The organism is Rhodococcus sp. P3_B8 (assembly GCF_056402775.1).
Genome location: NZ_JBFUGT010000027.1, coordinates 1 through 15,875, shown reverse-complemented (window position 1 = coordinate 15,875; position 15,875 = coordinate 1). Strand labels below are relative to the sequence as shown.

Below are 15,875 nucleotides of genomic sequence, written 5' to 3'. Positions count from 1 at the left end.
TCCAGGGTAGTGGGTCCCGTCACAGAACCCGCTCTAGCGATCGTTCGGTAACAATGTCATGCTGGGGCGGTGGATCACATCGGACTCGCCGTCGCGGACGGTATCGCGACGATCACCCTGAACCGGCCCGACCAGCTCAACGCGTTCACCACCACCATGGAAAACGAGCTGATCGCCGCCTACGACCAGCTCGATGCGGACGATTCCGTCCGGGCGATCGTGCTCACCGGAGCCGGACGAGCGTTCTGTGCGGGCGCAGACCTGTCCGCCGGTGCCGCCACGTTCGATCACTGGCAGGACGAGGACGGGGACGAGGGCGCCGACGCCCGCCGCGACGGTGGCGGTCGCGTGGTGCTCCGGATGTTCGAATCCCGCAAGCCGATCATCGCCGCGATCAACGGACCGGCAGTGGGAGTGGGCATCACGATGACCCTCGCCGCCGACTTCCGCCTCGCCGCCGACGACGCCCGCATCGGATTCGTCTTCAACCGCCGAGGCATCGTGCCCGAATCCTGCTCGACCTGGTTCCTGCCCCGCCTCGTCCCCCTGCAGACGGCCCTCGACTGGGTCTACTCCGGCCGGGTGTTCCCCGCCACGGAAGCGTTCGACGCCGGCCTCGTGTACAAGCTGTACCCGCGGGAATCCCTGCTCGACGAGGCGTATGCGCTGGCCCGGAGTCTGACCGAGCACTCCGCCCCGGTGTCGGTGGCGCTGTCGCGCCAGATGATGTGGCGGGCACTGGGCGCCGAGCACCCGATGATCGCGCACCGCGTCGAGACACGCGGGATCAATATCCGCGGCATCGGACCGGACGCGCGCGAAGGCATCTCCGCGTTCCTCGAGAAGCGGCCGGCCGTGTTCCCCGACAGCGTGCGCGACGACCTGCCGGACGTGTTCGGCGAAGACCTCCCGACCCCGGCGTTCCGCGGATGACCGCCGAACTGCCTGCCCGCCCCGGCGTCGTCGACCGCTGGCATCACGTCGTCGACCGTCGCGACCTCACCGCCCTCGACGCCCTGATCGCGGACGACGCCGTGTTCTCCTCCCCCGCCGTGTTCACTCCGCAGGAAGGAAAGGCGAAGGTCCTGGCGTACCTCCGCGCCGCCCTGACCGTCTTCGACGGCACCGGTTTCCACTACGTCGAGGAGTGGTACGGCGACCGTTCGGCGGTCCTGGAATTCGCTACCGAACTCGACGGCATCCACGTCAACGGCATCGACCTCATTCACTGGAACGACCGCGATCAGATCACGTCGTTCAAGGTGATGGTCCGTCCCGTGAAAGGCCTGCAGGCGCTCATCCCGCTGATGGCCGCCCAGCTCTCCCAGTCGTAAACCACTGCATCAAGGAGAAATTCATGAGCCTGCCCCCCATCCTGCAAGACCGGCTTCGCCTGCCCGTCGTCGCGTCGCCGATGTTCATCGTCTCGGGTCCCGACCTGGTGATCGCCCAGTCGACGTCGGGCATCGTCGGATCGTTCCCCTCGCTCAACRCCCGCCCGCAGCCCGTCCTGCGTGAATGGCTCACCCGCATCACCGAAGMMCTCGCCAAACACGACGCCAACAACCCGGAGACACCGTCCGCGCCRTACGCGGTCAACCTGATCGTCCACAAGAGCAACGACCGCCTCGACGAGGACCTCGCGACCATCGTCGAGTTCGAGGTCCCGATCGTCATCACGTCCCTCGGCGCCCGCGCCGACGTCAACGASGCCATCCACAGCTACGGCGGCATCGTCCTCCACGACGTCATCAACAACAAGTTCGCGAAGAAGGCCGTGGAGAAGGGCGCCGACGGCCTCATCGCCGTCGCGGCCGGCGCGGGCGGACACGCGGGCACCCTGTCGCCGTTCGCGTTGATCCAGGAGATCCGCGAATGGTTCGACGGGCCGGTCCTGCTGTCGGGCTCCATCGCCCACGGCCGCTCGGTCCTCGCCGCGCAGGCCGCCGGCGCCGACCTCGCCTACRTCGGCTCCGCGTTCATCGCCACCGMAGAGGCCAACGCAGACCAGGGCTACAAGCAGATGATCGTCGACTCCACCGCATCCGACATCGTCTACTCCAACCTGTTCACCGGGGTGCACGGCAACTACCTGCGCGGCAGCATCGAGGCCGCCGGACTCGACCCGAACAACCTCGCCGTGTCGGACCCGTCCGCCATGAACTTCGGTGTCGGCGAGGACGCGGACAAGAGCACGAAGTCGGAAGCCAAGCCCTGGCGCGACATCTGGGGCGCCGGACAGGGCATCGGCGCCGTCGACGCCGTCGTCCCGGCCGCGGAGATCGTCGAACGCCTCACCCGCGAGTACGCGGACGCGCGGGCTCGCCTGCTCTAGGCGCTTCGCGCCCGTGCGCCTTTTTGGTAACTGGGACAACCAAAAAGGCGCACGGGCGGCGGAGCCGCCTACCGTGCCGCGATATCGCGCCCGATGATTTCCTTCATGATCTCGGTGGTGCCGCCGTAGATCGTCTGGATCCGGCTGTCGACGTATGCGCGGCCGATGGGGTACTCCATCATGTAGCCGTAGCCGCCGTGCAACTGGACGCAGCGGTCGACGACACGCTTCTGCAGTTCACTGGCCCACCACTTGCCCTTCGACGCGTCGACGGCGGTGAGTTCGTCTGCGTTCAAGGCGAGTACGCACCGGTCGATGTGCGATTCGGTCACCTCGATCTCGGTGAGCATCTCCGCCAGCGCGAACCGGGTGTTCTGCAGATCGCCGATCGGCTTCCCGAACGCCTTGCGCTCGAACACGTAGTCCCTCGTCCACTGGTACGCGGCCTTCGCGGCGGCGATCGCGTTGACCGCGATCGAAATACGTTCGAGGGGCAGGTTTTCCATGAGGTGGACGAAGCCGCGACCCTCGGTGCCGAGCAGATTGGTGGCGGGCACCCGCACGTCCTCGAACACGAGCTCGGCCGTGTCCTGACCGGCCAGTCCGACCTTGTGCAGCTTGCGGCCACGGCTGAAACCGGGCATGCCCCGCTCCACGACGAGCAGGGAGAAGCCCTTGGAACCGGCGCTCGGGTCGGTGCGCGCGACGACGATGACGAGGTCGGAGTGAATACCGTTGGTGATGAACGTCTTCTGACCGTTGATCACCCACTCGTCGCCGTCCCGCACCGCGGTGGTCTTCACGCCCTGCAGGTCGCTGCCCGCACCGGGCTCGGTCATCGCGATGGCACCGATCAGCTCGCCCGCGGCCATGCCCGGCAGCCACCGCTGCTTCTGCTCGTCGGTGCCGAGGTTCACGATGTACGGGATGGCGATGTCGTCCTGGAGGGACAGGCCCGAACCGAACGACGTCGTCGCGGTGCGGGCGATCTCCTCGGCGACGACGTACCGGAACCGGTAGTCGGTGACGCCCGAGCCACCGAATTCCTCGGGCACACCGAGTCCGACGATCCCGGACTTGCCGGCCGCCAGCCACGCCGAGCGGTCGATGAGCCGCTCGGATTCCCACCGTTCGTAGTTCGGCTCGATCTCGCGGGCGAGGAATTCGCGCACGGTCTCCCGGTACGCTTCGTGATCCTTGTCGAAAAGGGTGCGCTGCATGGTCTCTCCTTGTCGCCGGGACGAGCTCGTCCGGCTCGGTGGACCCGGCGCGATGTCAGTGGTCGGGTAGATACCCGACGGTGTGTAGAGCGATGTCGACGTAGCGGCCGGCGACCTGCTCGGGGGTCAGTGCTCCACCGAGCTGGAACCAGCGTGGAATGGACTGGCACATCCCGAGGAGGGCGCGCACGGTCTCGGGGACGTCCCCGCTGTGGAACACGTCGCGGGCGACGCCGTCGGCGACGAGGTCGATCATCATCAGCTCGAGCCGCTTGCGGTTCGCGGCGTAGCGGCTGCGGCTGTCGGCCGAGACGTGCCGCAACTCGGTGTCGAGGGACACGTGCCGCACCCGGTACGTCATGTACAGGACGATCGCCTCGACGACGTTGGAGAATTGCGCCACCACGTCGTCGCCGGCCTCGCGGGCGGCTGCCTCGGCGCGGTCGTTCAGCTCGCGCATCTGCATTTCGAACAGGGCCACGAGAACGGCTTCCTTGCTCTCGTGGTGGTAGTACAGGGCCGGAACGGTCACCCCGACACGACGGGCGATCTGCCGCACCGTCGTGCCGTGGTAACCGTTCTCGTTGAACAGATCCAATGCCTGCTCGAGGATGGGCGTCAGCGGCAGGGCCTCGAACGTCCGCCAGTCGGCGTACTCCGGCTCCGTCACCGTCGGCCCGTCCTCGCGCAGAGTCACAGGTCGCCGATCAGCGCGGTGCCATGCGGATGGCGCCGTCGAGACGGATGGTCTCGCCGTTGAGCATCGGGTTGCTGACGATGTGCGCGGCGAGCGCGCCGTACTCGGACGGGTCGCCGAGACGCGAGGGGTGCGGGACCTGACCGCCGAGCGACTGCTGCGCAGCCTCCGGCAGGGAGCCGAGCAGCGGCGTCTTGAACATGCCGGGAGCGATCGTGTTGACGCGAATCAGCAGCGACGCGAGGTCGCGAGCGATCGGCAGGGTCATGCCGACGACGCCGCCCTTGGACGCGGAGTACGCGGCCTGACCGATCTGGCCCTCGTATGCGGCTACGGAGGCGGTGTTGATGATGACCCCGCGCTCGCCGTCGATCGGCTCGTTCTTCGAGATGCGCTCGGCGGCAAGACGGATCACGTTGAACGTGCCGATCAGGTTGACGGTGACGATTTTGGTGAAGTCGGCCAGCGGGAACGCGCCGTTCTTGCTCACGGTCTTGATGGCGTTGCCGATGCCGGCGCAGTTCACGGCGACACGCAGCGGTCCGAGCGACTCCGCGACATCGAGTGCGGCGGACACGTCAGCCTCGCTGGTGACGTCGCCGGCGGCGAAGCGCACACGGTCGCCGAGTTCCTTGGCGACGGTCTCACCGTTGGACGAGGGCAGGTCGATGATGACGACGCTGGCGCCGTCGGCGAGCAGGGCCTTGGTGGTGGCCAGGCCGAGGCCCGAGGCGCCGCCGGTGACGAGTGCGACGCTGTCATTGACGATCATGTCTATACCTTTCGGAAGCAGGGTTTTCGGGGAAGTGGGTCAGATGCGTTCGATGATGGTGGCGTTGGCCATSCCCGCGCCCTCGCACATGGYCTGCAGGCCGTAGCGTCCGCCGGTGGCCTCGAGGTTGTTGACCAGSGTGCTCAGCAGGCGGGTGCCCGAAGAGCCGAGTGCGTGCCCGAGCGCGATGGCGCCGCCCCACGGGTTGAGCTTGGCCGGGTCGGCCCCGAAYTCGTGCGCCCACGCCAGCGGCACCGGCGCGAACGCCTCGTTGACCTCGTAGGCGTCGATGTCGTCGATGCTCAGCCCCGACTTCGCGAGGATCTTCTTSGTCGCCGGGATCGGCGCGGTGAGCATGAAGACCGGGTCGTCACCGGCAACGGCGAACGARTGGAACCGKGCCCGCGGGGTCAGCCCCAGCTTCGACGCCATCTCCTCGCTCATGATCAGCGCCGCGGACGCGCCGTCGGTCAGCGGCGACGAGTTGCCCGGGGTGATGTGCCACTGCGCCTCGGGGAACCGGGCCGCGTACTTCTCGGAGTAGAACGACGACTTCAGCCCGGACAGTCCCTCGGCGGTGGTGGAGGCGCGCACGGTCTCGTCGGCGGTGTGGGTCACCGTCTCACCGGCGGCGTTGGTGACCGAGATCGGGACGATCTCCTTGTCGAACAAGCCCTTCGACAGGGCGTCGGCGGCACGCTGATGCGACTGCGCGGAGAACGCGTCGAGGGTGTCGCGGTCGAACTTCCACTTGGCGGCGATCAGTTCGGCGGAGATGCCCTGGTTGACGAGTCCCTCGGGGTAGCGGGCGGCGATGCCCGGGCCGGACGCGTCCTGACCGATGGTCGTCGTGCCCATCGGAACACGGGACATCGACTCCACACCGCAGGCGATCACGATGTCGTAGGCGCCGGCGATCACGCCCTGCGCGGCGAAGTGCGCCGCCTGCTGGCTCGAGCCGCACTGGCGGTCGACGGTGGTGGCCGGAACCGAATCCGGGAATCCCGCCGACAGCACCGCGGTCCGGGAGATGTTGAGGGCCTGCTCGCCTGCCTGCCCGACGCAGCCGCCGATGACGTCGTCGACCTGTGCGGGGTCGATGCCGTTGCGTTCGACAATGCTGCGGAGCACGTGCGCGAGCAGTTCCACCGGGTGCGTGCCCGACAGCGCACCGCCGGGCTTGCCCTTACCGGAGGCGAGGCGGACGACGTCCACGATGACAGCGTTGGTCATGATGTTCCCTTTCGAGGAGGAGAAAGTGTGTGCGGCTGCGCCACCCGTGAGTACTTATTAACCGCCCGCGGTTAATAAGTACTCACGGGTCAGCGGCCCTGCCAGACCGGCTGGCGCTTCTCGGCGAACGCCGTCGGGCCTTCCTTGGCGTCGGCGCTGGTGAAGATGGTCGCGATGGCGGCGTTGTTCGCCTCCCACGCCCCGTCGCCCCAGTCGGGTTCGGTTGCGGTGCGGTGGATCATGGCCTTCGATTCGCGCACCGACAGCGGTGCGTTGGCGGCGATCTGCTCGGCGAGTTCGAGCGCGACGTCGAGGGCGGTGCCTGCCGGGGCGACACGGTTGACCAGGCCCAGTTCCTTGCCCTGCGCCGCGGTGATCGGCTCGCCGGTGAGTGCGATTTCCAGCGCGACCTTCTTCGGGATCTGCTGCTGCAGGCGGATCACGCCGCCGGCGGCGGCGAACAGTCCGCGCTTGACCTCGGGAAGCCCGAGGGCCGCCTCTTCATCGACGACCGCGAGGTCACTGGCGAGGACCAGTTCGGTGCCACCGCCGAGGGCGAAGCCGTTGACCGCGGCGATGGTCGGCTTGCTGATCCAGTGTTGCGCGTATCCGGCGAAGCCCCATTCGGGGTGCCCCTCCGCAGCGATGTTCCCGCCCGTGGAGAGGGCCTTGAGATCGGCGCCGGCGCAGAACGCGCGGCCGGCCCCGGTCACGACGACCACCCGCACCTCGGGGTCGTTCTCGGCCTGCTCGAGCAGATTGCCCACTGCGGTCGACAACGCGCCGTTCACCGCATTGAGCGCCTTGGGGCGGTTCAGCGTGATGATGCCGATGCCTCCGCGCCGCTCCCACAGTGCGGCTGCCTCCGTCGTCTCCGTCTGTTCTGGCACGTCTCGTCCTCCGCCTCGGCATGATTACTGATCGCTCGTTAAAGTTAGTACCACGGCGTCACCTACAGGGTCAATGGTCGAATTTATCTAGCGCCCGTTCAGTTGCGTCTGGTATGGATAGTCAGGGACCGACGGAGGAGATCACCACGTGTATGCCCAGCAATTGACCACCGCTTCCGGCCCCGCCGGAGTCCAGCTCGTCGAGATCGACGAACCCGACGGCACCGGCCGCGTCGTCGTGGATCTGCACGCCGCCGGAGTGTCGTTTCCCGACCTTCTGCAGACCACGGGCAGCTACCAGCTCGTCCGGGAACTGCCGTTCGTGCTCGGTGTCGAGGGCGCGGGCGTGGTCCGCAGCGCACCCACGGACAGCGGCATCCGTGCCGGGCAGCGGGTGGCCGTCCTCGCGTCGGACGGATCGTGGCAGCAGACCGTTGCGGTGGAGCCGGACTCGGTGTTCCCCCTGCCCGATTCGGTGTCGCTCGAGGCCGGGGCGGGCTTCCTGATGAACTACCTCACCGTGCACTTCGCCCTCGACGAGCGCGCCCGCTACCGCGCCGGTGAGACCGTGCTGGTGCACGGCGCCGCAGGCGGTGTCGGGGTCGCCGCCCTGCAGGTCGCCGCCGCGCTGGGGCTCGAGACGATCGCCGTGGTCAGCACCGAGGAGAAAGCCGGCATCGCGAAGGCCAACCGCGCCGATCACGTCGTTCTCCTGGACGGCTGGAAGGACCAGGTCCGCGACCTCACCGGAGGCCGCGGAGTCGACATCATCCTCGACCCGGTCGGCGGCGACCGTTTCACCGACAGCCTGCGCAGCCTCGCGCCCAACGGGCGACTGGTTGTCCTCGGCTTCACCGGCGGCGAGATCCCCACCGTCAAGGTCAAWCGCCTTCTCCTGCGTAACATCTCCGTTCTCGGGGCCGGCTGGGGCGAGTACGTGCGCACCAACCCCGGCTACACGAGCAGGCAGTGGGCGGCCCTGGGCCCGCTCCTCGAATCCGGTGCGCTGCAGATCGCCGAGCCCACCACCTACTCGTTCGAACACGCCGTCGACGCACTGCGGACGCTCGAAACCCGTTCCGCCACCGGCAAGATCGCCCTCTCCGTCCACCCTTCCTGACAAGGATCCCCATGAGCTCCGACATTCCCGGCGTGGACACGACCGTCGACGACGGCGTCCTGCGCGTCACCCTCGACCGTCCCGCCCGCATGAACGCCGTCACCACCGAAACCCTCGACGCCGTCGCCGACGCATTCGACAAGTACGCCGGCGACGCGGAGGTGCGGGCCGCCGTCCTCGCCGGCGCCGGTCGTGCGTTCTGCACGGGTGCGGACCTGGGTGGCGAGAACGTCTCCGGTCCTCCGTCGTCCGCGACGATCGACGCCGCGAACCGCACGGCGGCCACGATTCGCGCGTTCCCCCGGCCCGTGATCGGCGCGGTCAACGGTCCCGCCGCCGGCGTCGGGGTGTCCCTCGCCCTGGCCTGCGACCTCACGGTCGCCACCGCGTCGAGCTATTTCCTGCTCGCGTTCACGAAGGTCGGCCTCATGCCGGACGGTGGTGCCACCGCACTGGTCGCCGCGTCGGTCGGTCGCGCCCGCGCGCTGAAGATGGCGCTGCTGGCCGAACGACTGCCCGCACGTGAGGCTCTCGCGGCCGGGTTGATCGCCGACGTGTACCCCGACGACGAGTTCGCCGCGACCGTCGACGCCCTCGCGCGACGTCTCGCCGACGGACCGTCGGAGGCGTTCCACTTCACCAAGGACGCGGTCAACGACGCCACCCTCACCGAACTCGACAACGCGTTCGCCCGCGAGCGCACGGGTCAGCTCGACCTCCTCGCCGCCCCCGACTTCAGGGAAGGCGTCGCGGCGTTCCTGGAGAAGCGTCCGGCAGTGTTCGGCCGCGGCTGACGGCATCACGATGACCGCGACGTCGAACGCGCAACCCTTCGCCTCCCGGCGCACCCACTGGGCGAATCATGTTGCCCGGCATGCCTTCGCGAAACCCGAGGCGGTGGCGCTCCGGTTCCGGGGCACGTCGACCACCTGGCGTGAGCTCGAGGACCGCAGCGCGCGGACGGCCGCCGTCCTCGCCGCCCACGGTGTCGGCCGCGGCGACCGCGTCGTGCTGCTGCTGACCAACCGCCCCGAGTTCCTCGAGGTGATGCTGGCGGCGACTCGCCTGGGTGCGATCGCGGTGCCGGTGAACTTCCGGCTCAGCCCCGGCGAGGTGCGGTTCATCGTCGCCGACAGCGACGCCACCGTCGTGGTCGTGGAGGATTCACTCACCGGGCTCGCCGCGGAGGTCGACGACAGCGTGCCGGTTCTCGTGGTCGGCGACGCCCCCGTCGACGTCTCGCTCGAGACGCAGTTGCGCGCAGCCGATCCCGACGTCCCGATCGCGGACGTGGCGGAAGACTCCCCCGCCGCCATCATGTACACGTCCGGCACCACCGGCCGTCCGAAGGGCGCGGTGCTGTCGCACCTCAATCTGCAGGCACAGGCACTGACCTTGATCCGCGGATGGCGACTGTTCGACACCGAGTCCGAGGTCAACCTGGTCTCGTCCCCGCTGTTCCACATCGCCGCCCTCGGCAGCGTCGGGCCGTTCCTGCTGATCGGCGCCACCATCGTGATCCACCCGACCGGTGCGTTCGATGCGACCGAGCTACTCGACGCGCTCGAGCGTGAGCGGGTGACCAGCGTGTTCATGGTGCCCACCCAGTGGCAGGCCATCCTCGACGACGCCGGCCTCGAGGGTCGGGATCTCGCCCTGCGGGTGCTGGGCTGGGGAGCCGCGCCGGCCACCCCGACCCTCCTCGACCGCCTGTACGCCGCCTTCCCGGACGCCGCGATCGTCGCGTTCTTCGGGCAGACCGAGATGTCGCCGGTGACGTGCATGCTCGACGGCAAGGACGCCGTGCGCAAGATCGGGTCGGTCGGGAAACCGATCGACACCGTGGCGATGCGCGTGGTCGACGAAGCGATGAACGACGTGCCGCAGGGCGAGATCGGTGAGATCGTCTACCGCGGCCCGGGACTCATGGAGGGGTACTGGCGGAACCCCGCGGCCACCGCGGACGCGTTCGACGGCGGCTGGTTCCACTCCGGCGACCTCGTGCGGGTGGACTCGGACGGGTTCGTGTACGTGGTAGACCGCAAGAAGGACATGATCATCTCGGGTGGGGAGAACATCTACTGCGCCGAGGTCGAGAATGCCCTGGCCGCCCACCCGGACATCATGGATGTCGCGGTGATCGGGCGGGCCGACGAGCGGTGGGGTGAGGTTCCCGTCGCGGTCGTCGTCCCGCGGGCCGGGGCGGCGCTCGAGGTCGACGCCCTCGCGGACTGGCTCGACGGCCGGGTCGCCCGCTACAAGCGGCCCAAATTCGTCGAGGTCCTCCCCCAACTGCCCCGCAACGCCAGCGGGAAGGTCGTCAAAGGTGTTCTGCGGGAACAGTTCGGCACGGTCAGCGGCTAGCCGGGGGACGGAGGTGGCGGACGAGGAAGTCGGTCTCGTCCGCGACCACCCGCTCGAAGAGCTCGCCGAAGTAGGGGTCGAAATGACCGCCCGGGTACACGTGCACCTCGGCGCCCGGGGTCTTGGCCGCGGCCTTCTGCGCGCTGCGGGTGAACGTGACGACGTCGTGGTCCGCGATGGCGAAGAAGACGGGGCAGGCGATCTTCGCGACCGTTTTCGTCGGCCGGTACAGCGCTGCCTGCAACGCCACCCGCCCCGGTGTCTCGTTGCGCCATGTCGAACCGGGCGGATCCATCCCGTGATATCCCGCCTCCGCGTCGGGTGTGGTCATGGCCGCGAACGAGCCCGGCGGCCCGACGACGGGAAACATGTACGGCGGCCGGTGCCGCAGCTGGGCGTACCGGTCCCGCAGGTAGGCGACCGCCATGCGGCCGAGGCCGACCACACCCAGTCGCGGAAGGTTCGTCAGACCGTCGACGTACGGAACCTGCGACACGACCGCGGCCACCCGCCGGTCCCGCGCTGCCGCCGTCAGGACGAGTCCGCCGGACAGTGACGTTCCCCAGAGCGCGACCCGGCTGGGGTCGATGTCCGGGCGGCTGCGCACGAACGCGACGGCGCTGTCCCAGTCGTCGAGTTGGCTGTCGATGTCGAGCAGTTGGCGGGGTTCGCCCTCGCTGGCGCCGAAGTAGCGGTAGTCGAACACCAGCGCCGTGACTCCCGCGGCCGCGAACCGTTCCGCGAACGCGTCGAGTCTCTGTTCGCGTACCCCGCTCCAGCCGTGCGCGAGCACCACACAGGGTGCTGCCGTGTGGGTTTCGGAATGGCGCCGGTACAGCCAGGCCGCGCAGCGCTGTCCCCGCGAGGAGAACCACACGTCCTCACGGCGGACGTCAGGGCACGACCGACCAGCTTCGACGGGTGACGGCCGAGGATTCATGGGAGGCGCCTCCGAGAGGTGTGGACATGGTCCAGTCTCGGGCCCTGCGCGCGGCGGCGACAGCCACCCTAGGGTGAAGAATCGGCACCCCAGGGTGGAAAATCAGCTCTCGAGTGCGACTTTCATGCACTCGAGCGTCTGCCGCATCCCGTCCTGCATCAGCTGGTCGCGGTTGCTGCCCAGCACCTTCGACTTCTGCACCAGCCGTACCCACCATACGGGCGTCGCGTAGATCTCCCGGGTCTCGGTGACGAGTGTGCCCGCGCCGGAGGGTTCGAGATGATACGTCCAGCGCGCCTTCGGCTCGTCCGCCTCGAAGGAGAACTTCTGGCCCGGAACGATATCCACGACGGTGCAGTGGGTCTTCCACCGCACCGCCCCGTGCCGGTTGGCGCCGATGAACCGCGCGCCCACCGTCACCGGGGTGCCGGACTTCCAACGGGCCCCGGTGTTCTCGGGGCTGAACCGGCCCATGCCCTCCACGTCGGTGACCACGTCCCACACGATCGCGGGCGGAACCTCGATCACGATGCTCGCAGTGTCCACGGCTACCGGCCCGGGATCCACTGCAGCGCCTTCACGAAAGGCGGCATGATCTTGGCCCACACCTTCGGCGACAGTCCGCGCGGACCGCCGAGGTTGAGGATGCGGGTGGTGGCGATGGTCTGCGGTTCGGTGTACTTGAGGAGCCCGTCGTCGCCGTGGCGGCGACCGACACCGGACACCCCCATGCCACCCATCGGCGCACCGGTGCTGCCCCATGCCGGGGCGTAACCCTCGTCGACGTTGACGGTTCCGGCGTGGATCCGTGCGGCGATGGCCTCGCCCTCCGCCTTGGTTCCCGCCCACACGCTGGCGTTCAGGCCGTATTCGGTGTCGTTGGCGCGTTCGATCGCCTCGTCCACATCGGCGACGGGGTAGATCGAGACCAGCGGTCCGAACGTCTCGTCGCGGTAGCACTCGGCGTCCTCGGGAACGCCGGTCAGGACGGTCGGCTCGTAGAACAGGGGGCCGAGGTCGGGGCGCGCCTTACCGCCGGCGACCACGGTGGCGCCCTTGACGACGGCGTCGTCGACGTGGCTGGACACGGCCTTGACCTGCGCCTCGGACACGAGGCTGCCCATTTCGATGCCGAAGTCGTAGCCGGCGCCGAGCTTCATGTTGCGGACGCGTTCCCCGAACAACCGGGTGAACTCGGGTGCGATGGACTCCTCGACGTAGATCCGCTCGATCGAGATGCACAGCTGCCCGGAGTTGGAGTAGCAGGCGCGGACGGCGGCGTCGGTGACCTCACGGAGGTTCGCGCCTGCGGTGACGATCATCGGGTTCTTGCCGCCGAGTTCGGCGGAGAAGCCGATGAGACGGCGACCGGCCTGCTCGGCGAGGAGCTGACCCGTGGCCGAGGACCCGGTGAACATCAGGTACTCGGTGTTCTCGACGAGGGCGGTGCCGACCACCGAGCCCGGTCCGGGGACGACGGCGAACAGGTCGCGCGGCAGCCCGGCCTGGTACAGCAGGTCGACGCAGGCCAGCGCGCAGTACGGGGTCTGGCTGTCGGGCTTGAGGACGACGGCGTTGCCGGCGAGGAGCGCGGCGACCGCGTCGGACACCGCGAGGGTCATGGGGTAGTTCCACGGCGAGATGACGCCGACGACGCCCTTCGGCTGGTACCGCACGACCGTCTTGGTGAGGCCGGGCAGCATGCCCGAGATGCGCCGGGGACGCAGCAGCTTGGGGGCGACGCGCGCGTAGTGGCGGGCGGTCATCGAGATGTCGAGGACCTCCTCCTGCGCGGCGGCGCGGGACTTGCCCGTCTCGGCCTGAGCCATGTCCATCAGGGCGTCGCGGTTCTCGAGCACCAGGTCGCGGTACCGGTGGAAGATCGCGGCGCGTTCCGTGACGGGACGCTTGGCCCATTCCTTCTGTGCCACCCGGGCGCGTGCGATCGCGTCCTTGGCGTCCTGAGCGGTACCGACCGGGACGGTGGCCAGTTCCTTACCCGTGAACGCCTCGACGACGGACCGCGTCGGGCGATCCGCCGCATCCGGGATGGCGTTGAGGTCGGCGAGCCGCGCGAACGTGGCGGCGGACGGAACAGGCATTTCGTACCCCTACTGGTTAGTAGTTTTTGCGGTTACACATAACTTACCTGCTTGGTGCGCCAAGCCACAGGGGCGGATGGACTAGTGCCGGTCTTCGAGCCCGACAGCCTCCCGCAACTTCTCCTCCGCCTTCTTCAGCTCGGGGTTGTCCTGGGCGGAGGAATCGAGCAGGGCGGCGAGCGCCTCGGCGATGACGTTCAGTTTCTCCTGCAGAGCCTCGGTGGCACGGCGGCTGGCATTCTCGAGCAGGACCACGAGAAGCAACGTGAAGACGGCACCGGCGGTGTGGATGGCGATCTGCCACTCGTGAAGGTCCTTCCAGAGCGGAATGCTGACGACCCACAGCGCGACCACTCCTGCGCAGATCCCGAAGAACGGCGCCTGGCTGACCCGGAGTTCGATCTGCTCCACGAACCTGTCGAACGCCGAACGCTGATCGGTGGGCTGCTGACGTGCGGCCTTCGCGTTGCGCACCATCTTCGGAGTCTAGGCTCAGCTGCCACTCCCGACATGCCCGTTTCACCCGAGTCGCCGCGATGACGGCATGGGGTGCGAGGGTCCGGAGGCTGCGGCGTGGGCGTCGCAACACTGGCCGGGGAGCGGGTGGCGCTGGTCAGTGATTTGACTCAGGATGCCGTCGATGCCTACGACCGGATGCTGACGTACGTCGCGCGGGGCGATTGGGACTTCTCCGTCAAGTCCGCGCAGGCGGGCATGGCGAAGTCGTACAAGTACGCCGGGCCGACGCAGCGTCAGCCGGCCATCGACGCAGCACATGTCGAGGCACTGCCCGCGGCGCGTTGTCTTGGCTGGGTGCTGTGCAACGAGCGTCAATCCGACCGGACAGCCCTCCTGCAGTTTCACCCGTCGATGTCCTACGAAGACTTCGTCCGTGGGTTCCGACCCGGCTCCGACGGCAAACTCACCTTGATCGACGGCCCTCTGCTCACCGCCGCCAAGAACGCCCGCCAAGACTGCGAATGCGACTACGTCGTGGTCATCGAGGAGATCAACCGCGGCAATCCCGCACAGATCTTCGGCGAGATGCTCACCCTGCTCGAACACGACAAGCGCGACCCCGAGAACGCGCTGAACCTCGCCTACTCGCGGGACGGGGAAGGACCGTTTCATCTGCCCTCGAACCTGCACCTCATCGGCACGATGAACGTCGCGGACCGGTCCCTGGCCCCGGTCGACATAGCGATACGGCGGAGATTCGCCTTCTTCGACCTGGGGCCGGAGTACAACGATGCCCGACGCGAGTTCGTGATCGAACGCGGCTACGACGAATCGGTCGTTGACCGCATCGCGGTACGGATGACCAGGCTGAACGAGGTGATCGCGGCCGACCCGCACCTCGGCAAGGACTACTGCATCGGTCATTCGTACTTCACTTGCGCGACCCGGCTCGCTCGCGTACTCGTCGCGAGCGCCGCCGACGACGACGCACGACATCGGGAGTCACTCGAGCGCAGCCTGCCGGCGCGACTTCGCCTCTAATCGAGTCGAACCTCACAGATCCCTCGCTGTCGCCAGCCGGCGCCTCGACTGTGGTCTCCGAACGCATTTCACGCGTCGATTCCGCGACGCGTCGGCATGACTTCACGCGATTGGCGGTGTCTGCCGGAATCGACCGGCCGATTGACCGTCTGCCGTCGGTGCGCCGGGGTGAAAAGACATGTGCGGCATCGGTGTTCGTGCCCGGGAATGCCGAAAGCCCCCCAACAAGGTTGGGGGGCTTTCGGTAACGGATGTTCGGCGGTGTCCTACTCTCCCACACCCTGTCGGGTGCAGTACCATCGGCGCTGGAGGGCTTAGCTTCCGGGTTCGGAATGGGACCGGGCGTTTCCCCTCCGCTATRGCCGCCGTAACTCTATGAAACTGTCACACGGAACATCAGCGAAGAAACACAACACCATGGGTGGGTGGGGTGTTCTTCTTTCTTCTGTTCTGAAACGTGTGTGTTGTTTCAGATACTGCACAGTGGACGCGTAGCTTCTTTGTGGTAAGTCCTCGGCCTATTAGTACCAGTCACCTGCATCCGTTACCGGACTTCCAGTTCTGGCCTATCAACCCGGTGGTCTGCCGGGGGCCTTACCCCCTCGAGGGGGTGAGAAACCTCATCTTGGAACAGGCTTCCCGCTTAGATGCTTTCAGCGGTTATCCCTTAGATGCTTTCAGCGGTTATCCCTTCCGAACGTA

The 15,875-nt window shown here is 67.9% G+C and carries 16 protein-coding genes and 2 rRNA genes; 7 read left to right on the top strand and 11 right to left on the bottom strand.

What is annotated here, in order from left to right; all coding sequences use genetic code 11:
- Nucleotides 1-69 precede the first annotated feature (69 nt).
- The 3 genes from AC1D1G_RS12990 to AC1D1G_RS12980 are packed head-to-tail and all read left to right on the top strand — an operon-like array spanning nt 70 to nt 2,335.
- Nucleotides 70-933 (top strand): crotonase/enoyl-CoA hydratase family protein, encoded by an 864-nt coding sequence (locus AC1D1G_RS12990; protein WP_280781954.1) that lies wholly within the window; start codon nt 70-72, stop codon nt 931-933.
- On the top strand, nt 930-1,334 hold the full coding sequence (locus AC1D1G_RS12985) for a nuclear transport factor 2 family protein (protein WP_280781955.1): 405 nt from the start codon (nt 930-932) through the stop codon (nt 1,332-1,334). The genes AC1D1G_RS12990 and AC1D1G_RS12985 overlap by 4 nt, the downstream gene beginning before the upstream one ends.
- A 23-nt stretch (nt 1,335-1,357) precedes the next feature.
- Nucleotides 1,358-2,335, top strand: coding sequence for an NAD(P)H-dependent flavin oxidoreductase (locus tag AC1D1G_RS12980; protein WP_477952403.1), 978 nt, complete (start codon nt 1,358-1,360; stop codon nt 2,333-2,335).
- 68 nt (nt 2,336-2,403) lie between these two features.
- Here the strand turns inward: AC1D1G_RS12980 and AC1D1G_RS12975 are convergent, their stop codons facing one another.
- The 5 genes from AC1D1G_RS12975 to AC1D1G_RS12955 form a co-directional block, all read right to left on the bottom strand.
- Complete coding sequence (locus AC1D1G_RS12975; RefSeq protein WP_477952401.1) at nt 2,404-3,555, bottom strand: acyl-CoA dehydrogenase family protein; 1,152 nt, start codon at nt 3,553-3,555, stop codon at nt 2,404-2,406.
- A 55-nt stretch (nt 3,556-3,610) separates the two neighbouring features.
- Nucleotides 3,611-4,252 (bottom strand): TetR/AcrR family transcriptional regulator, encoded by a 642-nt coding sequence (locus AC1D1G_RS12970; RefSeq protein WP_477952400.1) that lies wholly within the window; start codon nt 4,250-4,252, stop codon nt 3,611-3,613.
- Nucleotides 4,253-4,262: 10 nt separating this feature from the next.
- Entirely contained in the window at nt 4,263-5,024 is a 762-nt protein-coding gene (locus AC1D1G_RS12965; protein ID WP_477952398.1) for a 3-hydroxyacyl-CoA dehydrogenase, read from the bottom strand.
- 39 nt (nt 5,025-5,063) lie between these two features.
- Nucleotides 5,064-6,257 carry a thiolase family protein gene (locus AC1D1G_RS12960; protein ID WP_477952397.1) on the bottom strand — a complete coding sequence of 398 codons (1,194 nt, stop codon included), beginning with the start codon at nt 6,255-6,257 and terminating at the stop codon, nt 5,064-5,066.
- Between the two features lie 89 nt (nt 6,258-6,346).
- A complete protein-coding gene (locus tag AC1D1G_RS12955) occupies nt 6,347-7,147 on the bottom strand; it encodes a crotonase/enoyl-CoA hydratase family protein (protein WP_283332567.1) in 801 nt (266 codons plus the stop codon).
- A 148-nt stretch (nt 7,148-7,295) separates the two neighbouring features.
- Here AC1D1G_RS12955 and AC1D1G_RS12950 point away from each other — a divergent pair, with 148 nt between their 5' ends.
- From AC1D1G_RS12950 to AC1D1G_RS12940, 3 genes are read left to right on the top strand one after another with little or no spacing between them, the layout of a single operon-like run.
- The gene (locus AC1D1G_RS12950; protein WP_477952396.1) at nt 7,296-8,267 is read left to right on the top strand and encodes an NADPH:quinone oxidoreductase family protein; all 972 of its coding nucleotides are present in this window, start codon (nt 7,296-7,298) and stop codon (nt 8,265-8,267) included.
- 11 nt (nt 8,268-8,278) lie between these two features.
- Nucleotides 8,279-9,061 carry an enoyl-CoA hydratase gene (locus tag AC1D1G_RS12945; protein ID WP_283332564.1) on the top strand — a complete coding sequence of 261 codons (783 nt, stop codon included), beginning with the start codon at nt 8,279-8,281 and terminating at the stop codon, nt 9,059-9,061.
- A 10-nt stretch (nt 9,062-9,071) separates the two neighbouring features.
- Nucleotides 9,072-10,631, top strand: a complete 1,560-nt coding sequence (locus AC1D1G_RS12940) for a long-chain-fatty-acid--CoA ligase (RefSeq protein WP_283332563.1) — start codon at nt 9,072-9,074, stop codon at nt 10,629-10,631.
- Here the strand turns inward: AC1D1G_RS12940 and AC1D1G_RS12935 are convergent.
- The 4 genes from AC1D1G_RS12935 to AC1D1G_RS12920 form a co-directional block, all read right to left on the bottom strand.
- Entirely contained in the window at nt 10,621-11,571 is a 951-nt protein-coding gene (locus AC1D1G_RS12935) for an alpha/beta hydrolase (RefSeq protein WP_283332562.1), read from the bottom strand. The two genes, AC1D1G_RS12940 and AC1D1G_RS12935, sit on opposite strands and share 11 nt — an antisense overlap.
- Nucleotides 11,572-11,673: 102 nt before the next feature.
- On the bottom strand, nt 11,674-12,117 hold the full coding sequence (locus AC1D1G_RS12930) for an SRPBCC family protein (RefSeq protein ID WP_477952439.1): 444 nt from the start codon (nt 12,115-12,117) through the stop codon (nt 11,674-11,676).
- 2 nt (nt 12,118-12,119) lie between these two features.
- Nucleotides 12,120-13,673, bottom strand: a complete 1,554-nt coding sequence (locus AC1D1G_RS12925; RefSeq protein ID WP_477952393.1) for a succinic semialdehyde dehydrogenase — start codon at nt 13,671-13,673, stop codon at nt 12,120-12,122.
- 81 nt (nt 13,674-13,754) lie between these two features.
- On the bottom strand, nt 13,755-14,150 hold the full coding sequence (locus AC1D1G_RS12920; RefSeq protein ID WP_005248960.1) for a low affinity iron permease family protein: 396 nt from the start codon (nt 14,148-14,150) through the stop codon (nt 13,755-13,757).
- 96 nt (nt 14,151-14,246) lie between these two features.
- Between AC1D1G_RS12920 and AC1D1G_RS12915 the strand changes: the two genes are divergently transcribed.
- A complete protein-coding gene (locus AC1D1G_RS12915; RefSeq protein WP_477952392.1) occupies nt 14,247-15,173 on the top strand; it encodes an McrB family protein in 927 nt (308 codons plus the stop codon).
- A gap of 253 nt (nt 15,174-15,426) precedes the next feature.
- Here the strand turns inward: AC1D1G_RS12915 and rrf are convergent.
- Both rrf and AC1D1G_RS12905 read right to left on the bottom strand, forming a co-directional pair.
- A 5S ribosomal RNA gene (gene rrf / locus AC1D1G_RS12910) occupies nt 15,427-15,543 on the bottom strand.
- Nucleotides 15,544-15,674: 131 nt separating this feature from the next.
- Nucleotides 15,675-15,875 (bottom strand): 23S ribosomal RNA (locus tag AC1D1G_RS12905); the annotation flags it as partial.